This is a genomic window from Micromonospora sp. NPDC049004, from assembly GCF_040649315.1.
Taxonomy (GTDB): Bacteria; Actinomycetota; Actinomycetes; order Mycobacteriales; family Micromonosporaceae; genus Micromonospora.
In genome coordinates this window covers 212,547-228,299 of the sequence record NZ_JBEZFG010000003.1, presented here as the reverse complement: position 1 = coordinate 228,299, position 15,753 = coordinate 212,547, and the positions used below count along the sequence as shown (strand labels likewise).

The window sequence follows — 15,753 nt, the reverse complement described above, 5'->3', positions numbered from 1 at the left end:
GGGGTCGTCATCGCGTTAGCGAGCGCTCCTCGGGGCAGTTCCCATCCACGACCGCAGCCACTTCGATGAGGTCGAAGAGCTCGTACCCGGCCCAGATGCTCCTGCGGTGAGGGGACCGCACAGCGTCATCGACTACCAGGAGTGCTCGAGTCGGGGAACCCGGCTGAGTAGGTTGCGTCCACCAGTTCCTGAAGATGGTGGATGACGTCGACCTTGTGCTCGGTCTCCGGCAGTTGCAGTTCGCCAGTTGTCACCAGGTCGTTTCGCCAATGACTCACGATCTCCAGCTGTGCTGCAGCGGACAGGTCGCCGACCGGTAACGAGCCGAGGTTGTTGTCGACGATCTCCTGCAAGTGTTTAGCGGTCTGTCTGTCAGAGAGACGAGAGATCAGGAACTCCAGCGTCCAGTCGAACAACCCTCCCGACGAGATCCAGTCGACGCCGGGCTTTAGCACGATGAGGCCAGCCATCATCTCCCCACGATGAATACTCGCGGACCGACGGTCGGTCCTGATGAACCGTGCGCTCTCGGTCAACTAGGCGGGTGAACTGCGAAACGTGTAGGCGTTTCTTGGTCAGGTTCTGGGGCCAAGCCCTGGTCGGTCTGTCAGTGGTATCCAAGGATTCGTGTCGCTTCCTCGCCGGCCAGCCGAAGCTGATCTTCCCGGAGATCGGGCACGCGGTAGTGATTGCCACGCACTGTTTGCAGAAATTCCGTGGGCAGCTGCACGCGGTATGTGGCCAGGTAGTAGCGGAGGTCGTCGCGCCACAACCACTCGCCGTCCGTCAGCACCGATGCGCCTCCGACAAGGTGTCGGCCACTGCCGAGGACGTCGATCTCCGCGCCCATGACGTCGATGAGGCCATGTCCATGACGTAGATAGTCTTCGACCTGTGCGGCGTCGGGCAGTGACTCCGCGTGGACGTGCGCGTGGATGCTCTCCGCGTACACCTCGGTCTGGTTTGGTCCTAGTTCTCGAAAGAACCCCACAGTCTTCATCGTTGACCTTTCGCTCGCGGTACGAAGACCTCCCAGGAGCCGCCGCTCTCGACGACTGGCGGTTGGGGCTCTGCGGCCCATCGCTGGGTTCCCACTCGGGCCGTTGGCGCGAGCACGCTGACCCCGAGTTCGTCGGCGACCTGTTGAGCGAGTGGCGTCGCGTCGGATCCGGGCTTGACCGTGCCGGCATAGCAGGAAACCAGACGGAGGGGGCCACCATCGTAGGCGGGATTGTCCCGAACCGCGGCGGCGATCTGAGCCGCGTTGGTGGCGTTGCCGTCCATGTGCGCTCCGTCTGCTGAGACCTTGCCCGGGACGAAGTATCCCTGGTCGGTGCCGTGTACGACGACGTCATGGTGTCCATCCAGCGGCCGCGCCTTGTCAAAGTTCCGCATCGTCAATTCGTCGTAGCCAACTCCCGTGGAGCGATCGGAGTAGTAAACCGGATCCCCAGCGGAGAGGTAGGAATCGGGCATCCTTTCGGGCGGTAGCGGCCGAGCCCTCGGGTCGGCCCAGTCGCGGCGCTGTCCCATCCGGTCGGCCGGCCCGAGTCGAGTGAGTCGTCCGAGGGCTTGCTTGAGTTTTTCGATGAGGTCGCCGAGCCGGCGTACCTCCGGGATCAACCGGCGCAGGCTGGCCAGCAGTCCCCGCAGCAGCCGCGCGATCCGCGCACCCCAGGACGCGACCAGCGTCGAGACCTGTTCCACGACCAGTGGTGCGGCAAGTCCGCCGGTGACGACGAGTTCGCCCGCGTACGTGATGAGGCGGGCCACGCAGGTGGCGATGGCGTCGCGGACCAGGAGCCGGACGGCGGCCACCAGGCCGGCGGCGCCTTCGGTGATCGCGGCCATGGTGTCGGCGCCCTGGGCGAGGCCGGTGATGGCCTGTTGTTGTTCGGCGGCCCAGGCGCGGTAGGCGGGGCCGGCGCTGCCGCCCCAGCCGGCGACGTCGTCGCGGACGGAGCGGGTCAGTTCGGCTGCCTCCTCGTGGAGCGAGGCGGCGACGTTGCGCCAGGTCTGGGCGTGTGCGGTGATCGCGGCGGGGTCGCCGGCGAGCCAGTCGAGCGCCTCGCTGAGCGGCCTGACGTGCTCGATGAGCCAGGCGATCCCGTACTGGAGCAGGGCGCCGACCGGGTCGGAGACGAAGGCGAGGGCGTCGAGGCCCGCGCTCACCACGCCGAGGCTGCCGTCGATCCAACTGCCGGTGCGGACGCCCTGCGCGATGAGTTCGATGTCCTCGCAGATCCACACACCCGCCCAGGCGCTGGGCGGGGTGTCCGCTGCGGCGGCGACGAGCGGGTTGGACGTCACGGGCGCTGCCGCACCTCGTCGAGCAGGTGCTTGGCGTGGGCGTCGGAGCTTCGGTAGTGGTCTGCCCCGGCCCGCAGCTTGCCGGCGGTGTCCCGTGCCGACGCGGCGGCGGCGCCGATGCCGTCGACCAGGGTCCGCTGGAGGCCGTCGAGCAGCGTCGGCATCAGGGCGCAGAGCTGACCGTACGCGTCGGTGCCCAACCGGACGTGCTGGCCGGCCTGTTGGGCGGTGTCGAGGCTGCCGGCGCAGCGGTCGAGGCGGGCCGCGTGGGCAGTCAGGTCGTCCGGGTCGACCTGGATGCCGTCACCGCCGGGCATCGCTGGACCCCTGATCGTGGCTCAGCCGGCTGCGGTAGGAGTCGATGATGGCCCGGGTGCTCGCGTCGTCGCCGAGGGACTCCGCGGTCACGTCGGCGACCTGCCGCAGCAGGTCGGCGCGCGCGGCTCTCGTGGTGTCCAGGATCTGCTGGGCGGTGCGCGCCGCGGGTTGCTGCCGGGTGCGCTCGTCGAGCTGCAGGTCGATCAGCAGGCCAGCCGAGTCGACGGTGACCTGGACCGACCGATCGGGGGTGTGGGCGGTGCCGGTCAGCTCCCGCATCCGCGTCGACAACGTCTTCGCCCGTTCCGCCCGTTCGGCGAGCGACGACTCCCACTCGTCGAGCCGGCGCCCCGCCGCGTCGAGCGCAGCGTCGTCCGCCCACATGCTGACCCTCCCCAGGGGACCACCGCCGGCCACCGCCAGCGAGATCACCGGTACGCTACCAACCGGTGGCGTTCCGTGTATGCCCCGGTTGCCGGACCAGCCAGGAGAGACGTTCGCCTCGTACCCGAATCCGGGCCAGGAGACGGTCACGTCCAGGAAGATTGCCTCCGTGACGAGCAACAATCCGCTGCGGGGGTGGTCCGCCCGAACTGCCTGGCAGGGACGGGTCAACGCTCCGCTGCGCGCGTTCCTGCGCACCGAGACCGGCGGAGCACGGGTGGTGCTCGTCGCGGTGGTGGTGGCCCTGGTGTGGGCCAACCTGGACGTGTCGTCGTACGAGTCGCTCTGGGGCACCTCCCTCTCCGTCCAGCTCGGCGAGTGGCACCTGACACACGACCTGCGCACCTGGGTCAACAGCGGTCTCATGACGTTCTTCTTCCTGGTCGCGGGGCTGGAGTTGCGACGCGAGTTCGACATCGGCGAGCTGCGGGAACGGCGGCGACTGGCGTTGCCGATGCTGGCCGGGTTCGGCGGCATGCTCCTGCCGATCGGGATCTATCTGGCGATCAACGCCGGGCGTCCCACCGCGGCGGGTTGGGGCGCGGTGATGGCAACGGACACCGCGCTCGCGCTCGGCGCGCTGGCCGTCTTCGGGCCGCGCTTCTCGGATCGGCTGCGGGGTTTCCTGCTGACCGTCGCTGTCGTCGACGACGTGGTGGCGATCGCGGTGCTGGCGATCGCGTACCCCGAACACCCCTCGCCGACGGCGCTGCTCGTCGCGGCGGCGATCTTCGGTGTCGTTCTGCTCGTCCGGGGCGTCGGCGTGCGGTTCGGGCCGGTCTACGCGCTGCTGGGGGTGGCGGCCTGGGTCGCCGTCTCGGAGTCCGGTGTCGACCCGGTCGCGGTGGGCCTGGTGATGGGGTTGCTGAGCTACGCCTACGCTCCCGGTCGCGGCGACCTGCAGCGGGCCAGTGACCAGTTCCGCCTCTTCCGGGAACAGCCCACCCCGCAGCTCGCCCGCATGGCCCAGGCCGGGCTCACCTCGGCGCTGTCGCCGAACGAGCGGTTGCAGACGCTCTACCACCCGTGGGCGAGCTACGTGATCGTGCCGCTCTTCGCCCTGGCGAACGCCGGGATCGTGATCGACGGGGAGCTGCTGACCAGGGCCGTTACCTCCCCGGTCACGCTCGGCGTCGTGGTCGCGTACGTCGTGGGGAAGCCGGCCGGGATCGTGGCCACCTCGTGGTTGGTGGCCCGGTTGAGCGGCAACCGGTTCCGGCCTCCGGTCGGCTGGCTCGCCGTCGCGGGGGTCGGCACGGTGTCCGGCATCGGGTTCACCGTCGCGCTCCTGATCGCCACCCACGCCCTGAGCGGCCCCGCCCTGGATGAGGCGAAGCTCGGCATCCTCGTGGCGACCGTCGGTGCGTCAGTTGTCACCTGGCTGGTGTTCCGCTGGATCGCCCGGCTCTCGCCGGCACGGCGTGCGCGCGGGCTGCTGGGCGTCGCCGAGGCCATCGTCGACCTGAAGCTGCCTGTCGATCCGGAGCGCGACCACATGCGCGGATCGCTCGACGCGCCGGTGACTGTCGTCGAGTACGGCGACTTCGAGTGCCCCTACTGCGGGCAGGCCGAGCCGGTGGTCCGGGAACTGCTTGCCGACTTCGCCAACATCAGGTACGTCTGGCGGCACCTGCCGCTCACCGACGTGCACCCGCACGCGCAGCTCGCCGCCGAGGCCGCCGAGGCGGCGGGTGAACAGGGCGCGTTCTGGGGGATGCACGATCTGCTTCTCGCCCATCAGGACGCGCTCGGTCCCGCCGAGCTGCTCGGTTATGCCGAGCAGCTCAACCTGGACCTCGACGGGTTCCGGGAGCACATGGCGAAGCGGATGGGCGTCGACCGGATCGCCGAGGACGTCGACTCCGCCGACCTCAGCGGCGTCACCGGCACCCCGACGTTCTTCATCAACGGCCGGCGCCACCACGGCGCGTACGACATCGCCGCGCTCTCGGCGGCGGTGAAGTCGGCGTTCGCGAGCGTGCGCCTCCAGCCCGAGTACCACCGTCGCGAGCGTGGCCAGCGCCAGGACAGCTAGCCCGCTCCCGAGTGGACAGGACGCGGGCTCTTGACTCCCGAGGAACATCAGGCCACCATCTGACAACGTTGTCACCGACTTCCCCGCCATCTGACAACGTTGCCATCCCTGGAGGCGCAATGTCCGAGCCATCGCCCGTTTCGCGGCGTACCTTCCTTTCCGCCGGAGCGACGCTGCTGGCGTCGGTCGGGGTGGGTGCCGTCCTGCCGGACGTGGCCGCCAGCGCCGCCGCGCCGCAGACCGGCGGCCCGTCGCCCACCGATCTCGCCAGGTACCGCCCGGTGTCGGTCTCCTCGACCGACTACGCGCCGACGCCCGCCGCGTTCGCCGTGGACGGTCTGCCCCAGGTCGGCGTACGGGGCAGCGGATGGCGCGCGGCGAACGGCGATCCGCAGTGGATCTCGGTGGACCTTCAGGCGCAGTGCCGCGTCGAGGCCGTCACCCTGGTCTTCGAAGCGACCCTCGCCGACGGACCGTTCGACGGCAACTACACCGACACCGACGGTGACGAGATCCTCTCCAGCGCCGCGAAGGCGTACCGCATCGACGTCTCCATCGACGGCCAGGACTGGCGGTCGGTGTACGAGACCAGCGACGGTCCGGGTGGTGTGCAGGCGATCAAGCTCGCGCAGCCCGTCACCGCGCGCTGGGTCCGGATGACCGTCACCGCACGGTCGAACAGCAACCCGGTCGGCCTGAACGGCTTGCAGGTCTACGGCGTCGCCCTGTCCCCTCGCCCGAGGGCCGCGGGCTGGACGAGCTGGGAGGGAGGCAACACCGGCCGGACCCCCGAGCTCACGGTGGCCCCGGACGGCACTGTCGCGCTGGAATCGGGCTGGTCGCTGACGATGGACGACTTCGCGGGCACCACCGACGGCGCCGAGCTGTCCCGCGCGGGCGTCGACGTCAGCTCCTGGCTGCCGGCGACAGTGCCCGGCACCGTGCTGGGCACCCTGGTCGAGCAGGGACACCTGCCCGACCCGGTCGCCGGCTTCAACAACCTGCGCATCCCGGAGGCGCTGTCGCGGCACACCTGGTGGTACCGGCGGGCTCTGCGGCTGCCACGCGGCCTGGACACCTCCGCCGGCCGCCGGATCTGGCTGGAGTTCGACGGCATCAACCACGAGGCCACCGTCTGGGTCAACGGCGTGCGGGTCGGCAGCGTCAAGCACCCGTTCGCGCGGGCCGCCTTCGACATCACTGACGCTCTCGCGGGCCACCGCGACCACGTGCTGGCCGTGCGGGTCACCCCGATGCCCCACCCCGGCACCCCCGGCGACAAGGGCGCCGACGGCCGTACCTTCCTGCAGTCGGCCCACCACTACCTCGACGCGCCCACCTACCTGGCGGTGTCCGGTTGGGACTGGATGCCCGCCGTCCGTGACCGGGTCACCGGCCTGTGGGACCACGTGCGGCTGCGCAGCACCGGCGCGGTGGTCGTCGGCGACCCGCACGTCGAGACCACGCTGCCGAAGCTGCCGGACACCGGCACGGCCGAGGTCACCATCCGGGTGCCCGTGCGCAACGCCACGGCCACCGCGACCACCGTCACCGTGCGCGCGGAGTTCGACAAGGTACGCGTCGAGTCCACAGTGACCCTCGCCGGGCACGGATCCGCGACGGTCACCTTCACCCCGGAGCGTTTCGGGGCCCTGCGCCTCGCCAAGCCCCGCCTCTGGTGGCCCAACGGCTACGGCGAGCCCCACCTGTACGACCTGACGCTCACCGCCACCGTCAAGCGCGCGGTCAGCGACCGGCGCGAGCTGCGCTTCGGTGTCCGCGAGTTCGGCTACGACTGGCACCAGCCGATCGTGATCTCCCCGCCCGGCCAGCCCCCGCTCGACTTCGTCGACGGCGCCGCCACGCAGACCGTCACCTTCGATCGGCAGCACGCCCGACACGTGCGCATCCAGGCCGGCCAGCGCGCCACCGGCTGGGGCATCTCGATGTACGCGCTGTCGGTGGCCGACGGCGCCGGCCCGGACCTCGCCCGGGGGCGCGACGCGACCGCGTCGTCGTCCGAGAACGACACCAACGTGCCCGCCAGGGCCGTGGACGGTGACCCCGCGACCCGCTGGGCCTCGCGGGCCGAGGACGACCAGTGGATCCAGGTCGACCTCGGCGCGGCCGCCGACTTCGACCGGGTCACCATCGTCTGGGAGCAGGCGTACGCCCTGGACTACCGCGTCCAGGTCTCCGCCGACGGGAACGCCTGGACCGACGTGAAGGCCGTCAGCAACGACACCCCGCTGGGCAGCCGCGCCACCCAGGTCGAGACGTTCGCCAGTCAGACCGCCCGGCACCTGCGCATCCAGACCGGCGCGCGGGTGACGTCGTGGGGCGTGTCCATGTGGGCGCTCTCGGTGCAGCGCCAGGCCGAGCCGGGCGTCGACCTGGCCCTGCACGGGACGGCCACCGCGTCGTCGTCCGACGGCGACTCCAACGGGCCGGAGCGGGCCGTCGACGGCAACCCGCGTACCCGGTGGTCGTCGGCGTTCGAGGACAACCAGTGGATCGCTGTCGACCTCGGTGCTCCGGTCGCCTTCGACCAGGTGACGATCGTCTGGGAGCAGGCGTACGCCCGCGACTTCGTCATCCAGGTGTCCGACGACGGGCAGCGGTGGACCGACGTCAAGGCGGTCAGCAACAAGATCACCGAGTTGAAGATCAGCGTCAACGGCGTGCCGGTGTTCGCCCGGGGCGGCAACTGGGGTTGGGACGAGCTGCTGCGCCGGGTGCTGCCCGACCGGCTGGCCGACACGGTCGAGATGCACCGCGACATGAACTTCACGATGATCCGTAACTGGCTGGGCAGCAGCAACCGCGAGGAGTTGTACCGGGCCTGCGACGAGCAGGGCATCCTCGTGTGGAACGACTTCTGGCAGGCCGGCGGCTTCCTGCCCAACCCGCCCGGCTACGTCGACATCGCCGCCGACACGATCCGGCGCTTCCGTCACCACCCGAGCATCGTCATCTGGTGCGGCGCCAACGAGGGCGACCCGCCGCCGATCGTCGACGCCGGCCTCAAGCAGGCCGTCGCCACCGAACACCCGGAGATCCTCTACATCCCCAACTCCGCCAGCGGCATCGTGAGCGGGCGCGGGCCGTACGGCTGGGTCGACCCGACTACCTACACCGACGAGACGATCTACGAGGCCGACTCGTTCGGCTTCCACACCGAGATCGGCATGCCTGTGGTGTCGGTCGCGGAGAGCATGCGCAACCTGGTCGGCGACGCACCGGAGTGGCCGATCGGCGAGGTGTGGAACTACCACGACTGGTCGACGATCGGTAACCAGCGCGTCGGCACGTACCAGGCGGCGATCGACGCCCGGCTCGGCGCGTCCGGCTCGCTCGACGAGTTCGCCGCCCGGGCGCAGTTCGTCAACTACGAGAGCCACCGCGCCATGTTCGAGGCGTGGAACGCCAACCTGTGGCAGGACGCGACCGGCCTGCTGCTGTGGATGTCGCACCCGGCGTGGCACAGCACGGTCTGGCAGACCTACGACTACGACCTCGACGTCAACGGCGCCTACTACGGCGCCCGCAAGGGGTGCGAGCCGGTGCACGTCCAGGCCGACCCGGGCACCTGGCAGGCACGGGTGGTCAACCACACCACTGCCGCCCTCACCGGCGTGACGGTCACCGCCCGCCGGTACGACCTCAACGGCCGCTCGCTGGGTGCCGCCCAGCGCCAGCGGGTGGACGTGGCCCGCTCGTCGACGACTCCCGTGTTCGCCGTCGCCGCGCCGGACGGCGGTGGACTGCACCTGGTCCGGTTGGAGCTGCGCGACGGCAGTGACCGGCTGGTCGCGGAGAACACCTACTGGCGCTACGACAAGGCCGAGCAGATGCGGGCGCTCAACACCCTGGCGAGCCCTCGTCTGGTGACGTCGACCAGCTCCGTACGCGTCGTGGACGGCCGCAACACCGTCACCACGACGGTCCGCAACCAGGGCCGTACGGTCGCCGCGATGATCCGGCTCGCCGTCCGCGACCAGCGGGGCGACCGGATCCTCCCGGCCCGCTACGACGACAACTACTTCTGGCTGTTGCCGGGAGAGACACGTCAGGTGGGGATCTCCTGGCCGGCGCGGCCGGGCCTCGCCCGCCAGGCCACCGTCACCGCCCAGGCGTACGGCACGCCCTAGCATTGCGCGCTGGGGAGCGGCTGCCCGGAGCCGCTTCCCAGCGCCACCGGACCCCCAGTGAGGTGTTGTCATGACGTTCACCACCAGACCGACCCTGCAGGGAACCTTCGGCATGGTGTCGTCGACGCACTGGCTCGCCAGCCAGTCCGCGATGGGGGTCCTGGAACGCGGCGGGAACGCCTTCGACGCCGCGGTGACCGCCGGGTTCGTCCTGCACGTCGTCGAGCCCCACCTCAACGGCCCGGGCGGCGAGGTGCCGGCCATCGTGGCGACCGCTGCGGATCCTCGCCCGAAGGTGCTGTGCGGGCAGGGCCCGGCGCCGGCCGCCGCGACCATCGCCCACTTCCGGTCCCTCGGCATGGATCTCATCCCGGGGGCCGGCCCGCTCGCGGCAGCCGTGCCCGGCGCGGTGGACGCGTGGCTCCTGCTGCTGCGCGAGCACGGCACGCTCACCCTCGCCGACGTGCTGGAGCCGGCGATCGGCTACGCCGCCGCAGGCCACCCCCTGGTGGGCAGGGTTGGTGACACTGTGGCGGCCGTGCGGTCGCTGTTCGAGGAGCACTGGCCGACGTCCGCCCAGCTCTGGCTGCGCGACGGCCGGCCACCGGCGGCGGGGGAGAGGTTCACCAACCCGGCGTACGCGCGCACGCTGCGCCGACTCGTCGAGGCCGGGCAGGCGGCCGGCGGCGACCGGGAGGCCCAGATCGAGGCCGCGCGCCGAGCCTGGGGTACGGGCTTCGTGGCCGAGGCGATCGACGAGTTCAGCCGGCGGCCGTTCCGTGACTCCAGCGGCCGCGCACATGCGGGGCTGGTCACGGGCGACGACCTGGCCGCGTACTCGGCGACCTGGGAGGCCCCGACCACCCTCGACTGGCAGGGCTACTCGGTGGCGAAGACCGGGTTCTGGGGCCAGGGCCCGGTGCTGCTCCAGACGCTGGCCGTCCTCGACGCGCGCAACGACGACGGCGCGTACGACACGGCCACCGCGGCCGGCGTCCACGCCCAGGTCGAGGCGCTCAAGCTCGCCTTCGCCGACCGCGAGGCCTGGTACGGCGACAGCGCCGACGTGCCCGCCACCGCGCTGCTCTCCCCGGCGTACGCGCGGGAGCGCGCGGGGTTGATCGGTGACCGCGCGTCGACCGAGCTGCGACCCGGGCGTCCCGCCGGGGCGCAACCGCGCCTGCCGGCCCACGTCCGACGCGGCGCCGGCAGCCGCGTCGACGCGCCGGACCCGACCACGGGGGAGCCGACGGTGCGCTCCGACGGGGTGACCCGGGGCGACACCTGCCACGTGGACGTCGTCGACCGCTGGGGCAACATGATCTCGGCGACGCCCAGTGGTGGCTGGTTGCAGAGTTCGCCCACGATCCCGGAACTCGGCTTTCCGCTGGGCAGTCGGCTGCAGATGTTCTGGCTGGAGGAGGGGCTGCCGTCGTCGCTCGTACCGGGCCGCCGACCGCGTACCACATTGAGCCCGACGATGGTGCACCGTGACGGCGAGCCGGTCCTGGCGTGCGGCACGCCCGGCGGTGACCAGCAGGACCAGTGGCAGGTGCCCTTCCTGCTGCGCCACCTCGTCGGCGGTCAACACCTCCAGGAGGCCATCGACGCGCCCGCGTGGCACACCGTCAGCCTGCCGGCGTCGTTCTATCCCCGCGACTCGGAGCCCGGCGTCCTGCTCATGGAGGACCGGTTCGACGCCGACGTGGTGACGGCCCTGCGGGCGTACGGGCACGAGGTGCGGCTCGTCGACGCGTGGAGTCTGGGCCGGCTCTGCGCCGTCAGCCGGGACCCGGGCACGGGCGTGCTGGCCGCAGGCGCGAACCCGAGAGGTATGCAGGGCTACGCCTGCGGCCGGTAGCGGTCAGGCGCCGCGCGCGAACAGCGCCAGGCGTACGCGATTGGGGCTGTCGGTCTTGGTCATGAGGCTCGTGATGTGGGTCTTGACGGTGGTGACGCCGATGTGGAGGCGTTCGGCGATCTCGCTGTTGGACAGACCCTCGGCGACCAGGGTCAGCACGTCCTGCTCGCGGGCGGTAAGCCCCTGCACGGGTCGGGGCGGCTCGGCGCGGGCGTGCACCGCGCGTTGCACGAGGCGGTGCAGCACCTCCGGGGTGAACGGGCTGTCGCCCGCGGCGGACCGGCGGATGCCGTCCAGCAGCTCGGTCGGGGGCGCGTCCTTGAGTAGGAAGCCGCAGGCCCCGGCGCTCAGCGCGGGATAGAGGTGGTCGTCGTCGCCGAACGTGGTCAGCACCAGCACCCGGGTGGCGGGACGCTCGGCGAGGATCCGCGACGTCGCGGTGATTCCGTCGACGCCGGGCATGCGCAGGTCCATGACGACGACGTCGGGGAGGAGCCGCGCGGCGAGGACCACCGCCTCGCGGCCGTTGTCGGCCTCGCCGACGACCTCGATGTCGGGCTGCGCGTCGCACAGCATGCGCAGACCCGCGCGGATGAGGTGCTGGTCGTCGACCAGCAGGACGCGGATCACGCCGGCCTCCGGGTGGGTGTTCCGGCCGGGGCCGCGCGGGCCCGGGGCGCCGCATCGGCGGCGGTCTCGGGGAGCGTGTTCGGCAGGACGGTCCGCACCCGCCAGCCCGTGCCCGTCGGGCCCGCCTCCAGCCGGCCGCCGAGCACCTCGACGCGTTCGGACATGCCGGTGATGCCGTGGCCGCCGCCGGCCGGCACGGGCGTCGGCGCGCTGTCGCCGTCGACGCCGCCCCCGTCGTCGGTGACCTCCCAGTGCACCGCCCCGTCGCGCAGGGCCACCACCAGGTGCGCCCGCGCGGCCGGCCCGGCGTGGCGTGCCACGTTGGTCAGCGCCTCCTGGGTCAACCGCAGCACCGCCAGGCCACGTACCGCGTCGAGGGAACCGATCGCCGCGTCGATGTCGGCCTCGACGGTGATGCCGGCCTGGCGGGCCCGGTCGACGGCAGCGCCGAGCGCCGAGGGGAGCGCCGAGGGCTCGATCGCGGTCAGCGCGGCGTCACCGCGTACCCCGTCGGGGTTGCGCAGCACCGCGACCAGCCGGCGCAGCTCCGCCAGGGCCGCGGTGCCCGTGCCGTGCACGTCGTCGAACACCTCGTCCACCCGGGGGTCCAGGTCGGTGAGGACGTGCCGGGCCACACCGACCCGCAGCACCATCGACGCCACGTGGTGGGCGACGACGTCGTGCAGCTCGCGGGCGATGGCGCTGCGTTCGTCGGCGCGCGCCGCGCGGCTCTCCGACTCGCGCCGCCGCTGCTCGGCAAGCGCCCGCTCGACGGCCTGCCGGCCCAGCTCCCGGTTGGTCCGGATGACCAGGCCGAGCAGCACCGGCACGCCGACCTCCAGGGCCAGTCCGACGACGCCGGAAGCGACCTGGCGCAGCGGGTCGCCTATCGAGTCGGTCAGGTCGACCACGGCCAGCAGCCCGGCGCTCAACCAGATGGTGCGGGCGCGACCTGCTCGCATGGTGACCTCGAGCAGGGCCCAGCTCGCCCCGACCTGGTTGATCGTGATGTCGTCGATCAGGCAGATCGCAGCCACCAGCAGCGCGGCCTGCGCCACGAGGTTGACCACCGGCCGGCGGTACGCCAGGAGCGCCACGGCGAACGCGGCCAGCGCGAGGGTCCACTGCGTCGGCGTCGGCCCGGGGCCGGAGTGGGGCACCAGAAGCAGATAGCTCAACCCGCTCAGGTCGAGCAGCACCATCCGCACGCGTGCGTCCCACGTGTCGAACAGTCGTCCCCGCCACCCCACGGTCGTCAGCCTAGGTGCTCACGGTCGGCGGCTGCGACCGCCGGCTGCCGCCACCGCGTCCGTACGCCCAGGTAGGCGGCCAGGCCGAGCGGCCCGAGCAGGATGGTCAGCACCAGCACCGGAGCCATGACCAGCGCCGGCACCCCCCGTTCCCGGCTGTCCAACCACGCCCAGCGGCCCACGAACAGATCGAACGCGATCAGGTGCGCCCAGCCCGCCGCCGCGCCGTCGGGCGTCCCGAGCAGTTCGCGTACCCCGGCCAGGGTCGGCGACGCGACGGCCGGCAGCACCTCGCCGAACGCCGGGACCACCAGCAGCGCGTAGATCACCACGACGGGCAGCACGATCAGCGGTGAGCCGATGATCCGGGCGGTCCAGGACCACCGCGGCGCCAGGATCATCAGCGCCCAGAACGGCGCGGCCACCGCGAACGTCAGGGAGAACAGCGTCGCGGTCATGCCGCGAGCGCCAGTTCCGGGCGGCGCCGACGGGCCAGGACCAGGCCGCCGGCGGTCGCCGTCGCGACCACCAGGGCCGCGACGGCGACCAGCGTGCGGGCGTCCGGGCGCAGCAGCGGCTGCCCGCGCAGGGCCTGCCAGGTCAACAGCATCGTGAGTACGCCGTACGCGCCGCCCGCGATGACCAGCAGCCGGACGCGGGTGCGCGCGTCGAGCCGGGTAGCGAACCGGGTCAGCAGGATCGCCAGGATCGGCAGGGCCTGCAGGGCGTGCAGGCCCACGAAGTGCCCGATCCGCAGGTCGCCGCCCGTGGTGCTCCAGCCGACCACGGGCAGCCCCGGCCCACCGTCGGCAACGCCCACGCTGTGCGCCCCGGAGATGCCCTCGATGCCCGGGTCCTGCATCGGCAGCGCCATCGGTACCGCCGCGAGCATCCCCAGCAGGGACAGGCCGAGTCCCCACCCGACGGCGGTCGCGGCGACCCGGTCGGGGATCCGCCGGATCAGTACGACGATGCCGAGGACGAGGTGCGCGAGGAAAAGCACCATGATCGCCGCACCCATCGCCGCGAACAGGGCGGCGTTCAGCGGGGTGCTGTCGTTGAAGTGGCTGGTCTGCCCGCGCAGCACCTGGCCGACGATCAAGACATTCTCCAGGACCGCGACCGCGACGATGACCGTGACCGCTCCTTCGGCGATCCGGCTGCGCCGGGGCAGCAGGGTGAGCATCCAGGCGAGCGTAGCGCCGTACAGCACGAACGACACCGCGAACTTGAACGGCTTGAGCCAGATCGGCGCCCCGGTGAGGACGCGTGGGTCGACGAGGATGCCGACCATGGCGACGACGGCGAGCACCGCCATCGCGCAGACGAGAATCATGAGGGGGCGGTTCCAGTGTGTCGCCCGACGCAGAACGGTTGTCATGCCTGTAGATGCTCGTGACCGATCCCGCCTGTCGCGTCCGACCGCGGGCCCCGGTTGCGGCCCCGGGTCGGAGCGCGCCTCCTCCCCGGGTAGGAGGCGGGATCCGCCCGCAGCGCCGCCGGTGCTGGCACAATGGCCGGCCTGCCGAGCGGACCGGAGTGACGATGACGACCAATGAGGACCGTGTCCAGCCGAACGAGACCACAGTGCCGTTGCTGCCCTGCCCGGCGCCGGAGGAGACCCTGGCCTTCTGGCGTGCGCTCGGCTTCGAGGTGACCTACGAGCAGATGCGGCCGTACGTCTATCTCGTCGTCCAGTGGAGCGGGTTCGCCCTGCACTACGGGCCAGCACCGAAGGGCCTCGACCCGGCAAAGGAGCAGACCGGTGGCTGCCTGGTGATGGTCGACGCGGTAGCGCCGTACCACGCGGCGTTCGTCGACGCGATGCGCGGCGCGTACGGCAAGGTGCTGGCCAAGGGGGTGCCCCGGATCACCCGCTACCGTGCCGGGGCGTCGCGGTTCAGCGTCGTCGACCCGTCGGGCAACACCGTCGTCTTCATCCAGCGCGACGAGCCGCAGGATATGGAGTACGGCGGGTCGTCCGAGCTTGAGGGGCTGGCCCGGGTGCTCGACAACGCGCGGATCCTGCGCGAGTTCAAGATGGACGACCGGGCCGCCTACCGGGCGCTGGACTCAGGGATGCGCCGCCGTGCCGAGCACGCTCCGACGGTCGAGCAGGCGACGGCGCTCGCCGGGCTGATCGAACTGTCGGTGGCGCTGGGCAAGACCGACCGGGTGCCCGAATGGGGTGCCCAGCTGCGCGCGCTCACGTTGACCGAGCCGGAGCGCGCGCAGGTCAGGAGCTTCGTCGCCGACCCGGCTCTGCTCGAACCGTGGTGGCGACCTCAGGAGGCCTGATGTTCAGTGTCCGTGGGTATGCTCCGCTCATGAAACTCGACGATCTTCCACCTGTCGAGTTCGCGTTTCCGGGTCCCCTGCGGGACCGGCTCGTGGCGGCGATCCTCACCGGAGCGAAAACCTCCACGTCCGCCCTTCTGGTCGGCTACGAGCGAGCGAACGAGCCACTGCCCGAGGTCGGCCAGCAGTCGGCAGTGGTGAACTCCGCGGGCCAGCGGGTCGCCGTGATCGAACTGACCGACGTGCGGGTCGTCCGACTCGGCGACATCGATCTGCGGCACGCCCTCGACGAGGGCGAGGGGGACGAGTCGGTGGCGCAGTGGAGGGCCGGGCACGAGGCGTTCTGGCACAGCGCCGAGGTCCGCGCCGAGCTGGGCGACCCCGACTTCACCGTCGACGACGACACTCTGGTGGTGGCCCAGCGCTTCCGGCTGGTGCACGCCGTCTGAGCGGGCG

Annotated in this window: 14 protein-coding genes; 5 read left to right on the top strand and 9 right to left on the bottom strand. The window is 71.6% G+C overall.

Translation table 11 applies throughout. The features are described from left to right. Positions 1-125: 125 nt before the first annotated feature. From AB0B97_RS10525 to AB0B97_RS10505, 5 genes are all read right to left on the bottom strand, one after another. Positions 126-473, bottom strand: coding sequence for a hypothetical protein (locus AB0B97_RS10525; RefSeq protein WP_357492461.1), 348 nt, complete (start codon positions 471-473; stop codon positions 126-128). Positions 474-607: 134 nt separating this feature from the next. Then, positions 608-1,000: a hypothetical protein gene (locus AB0B97_RS10520; RefSeq protein ID WP_357492459.1), complete on the bottom strand. Its 393-nt coding sequence runs from the start codon at positions 998-1,000 to the stop codon at positions 608-610. Continuing rightward, a complete protein-coding gene (locus AB0B97_RS10515) occupies positions 997-2,172 on the bottom strand; it encodes a WXG100 family type VII secretion target (protein WP_357492457.1) in 1,176 nt (391 codons plus the stop codon). Before AB0B97_RS10515 ends, AB0B97_RS10520 begins: the two co-directional genes overlap by 4 nt. Positions 2,173-2,306: 134 nt before the next feature. Further along, on the bottom strand, positions 2,307-2,627 hold the full coding sequence (locus tag AB0B97_RS10510; RefSeq protein ID WP_357492455.1) for a type VII secretion target: 321 nt from the start codon (positions 2,625-2,627) through the stop codon (positions 2,307-2,309). Beyond that, complete coding sequence (locus AB0B97_RS10505) at positions 2,614-3,012, bottom strand: YbaB/EbfC family DNA-binding protein (protein ID WP_357492453.1); 399 nt, start codon at positions 3,010-3,012, stop codon at positions 2,614-2,616. Before AB0B97_RS10505 ends, AB0B97_RS10510 begins: the two co-directional genes overlap by 14 nt. A gap of 169 nt (positions 3,013-3,181) precedes the next feature. Here AB0B97_RS10505 and AB0B97_RS10500 point away from each other — a divergent pair, with 169 nt between their 5' ends. From AB0B97_RS10500 to AB0B97_RS10490, 3 genes are all read left to right on the top strand, one after another. After that, positions 3,182-5,107, top strand: coding sequence for a Na+/H+ antiporter NhaA (locus AB0B97_RS10500; protein ID WP_357492451.1), 1,926 nt, complete (start codon positions 3,182-3,184; stop codon positions 5,105-5,107). A gap of 119 nt (positions 5,108-5,226) precedes the next feature. Continuing rightward, complete coding sequence (locus AB0B97_RS10495) at positions 5,227-9,258, top strand: discoidin domain-containing protein (protein WP_357492449.1); 4,032 nt, start codon at positions 5,227-5,229, stop codon at positions 9,256-9,258. 70 nt (positions 9,259-9,328) lie between these two features. Further along, the gene (locus AB0B97_RS10490) at positions 9,329-11,119 is read left to right on the top strand and encodes a gamma-glutamyltransferase family protein (protein ID WP_357492447.1); all 1,791 of its coding nucleotides are present in this window, start codon (positions 9,329-9,331) and stop codon (positions 11,117-11,119) included. Between the two features lie 3 nt (positions 11,120-11,122). On the opposite strand, the gene AB0B97_RS10485 is transcribed toward AB0B97_RS10490, so the two are convergent. The 4 genes from AB0B97_RS10485 to AB0B97_RS10470 are packed head-to-tail and all read right to left on the bottom strand — an operon-like array spanning position 11,123 to position 14,380. Next, positions 11,123-11,749 (bottom strand): response regulator transcription factor, encoded by a 627-nt coding sequence (locus AB0B97_RS10485; protein WP_357492445.1) that lies wholly within the window; start codon positions 11,747-11,749, stop codon positions 11,123-11,125. Then, positions 11,746-12,999, bottom strand: a complete 1,254-nt coding sequence (locus tag AB0B97_RS10480; protein WP_357492443.1) for a histidine kinase — start codon at positions 12,997-12,999, stop codon at positions 11,746-11,748. The genes AB0B97_RS10485 and AB0B97_RS10480 overlap by 4 nt, the downstream gene beginning before the upstream one ends. 5 nt (positions 13,000-13,004) lie before the next feature. Beyond that, positions 13,005-13,457, bottom strand: a complete 453-nt coding sequence (locus AB0B97_RS10475; protein WP_234582807.1) for an ABA4-like family protein — start codon at positions 13,455-13,457, stop codon at positions 13,005-13,007. After that, positions 13,454-14,380, bottom strand: a complete 927-nt coding sequence (locus AB0B97_RS10470; protein ID WP_357492441.1) for a hypothetical protein — start codon at positions 14,378-14,380, stop codon at positions 13,454-13,456. Before AB0B97_RS10470 ends, AB0B97_RS10475 begins: the two co-directional genes overlap by 4 nt. 164 nt (positions 14,381-14,544) lie before the next feature. Here AB0B97_RS10470 and AB0B97_RS10465 point away from each other — a divergent pair, with 164 nt between their 5' ends. Then, positions 14,545-15,297 (top strand): glyoxalase, encoded by a 753-nt coding sequence (locus AB0B97_RS10465; protein ID WP_357492439.1) that lies wholly within the window; start codon positions 14,545-14,547, stop codon positions 15,295-15,297. Positions 15,298-15,326: 29 nt separating this feature from the next. Next, positions 15,327-15,746 carry an ASCH domain-containing protein gene (locus AB0B97_RS10460; protein WP_357492437.1) on the top strand — a complete coding sequence of 140 codons (420 nt, stop codon included), beginning with the start codon at positions 15,327-15,329 and terminating at the stop codon, positions 15,744-15,746. The last annotated feature ends 7 nt before the right edge of the window (positions 15,747-15,753 follow it).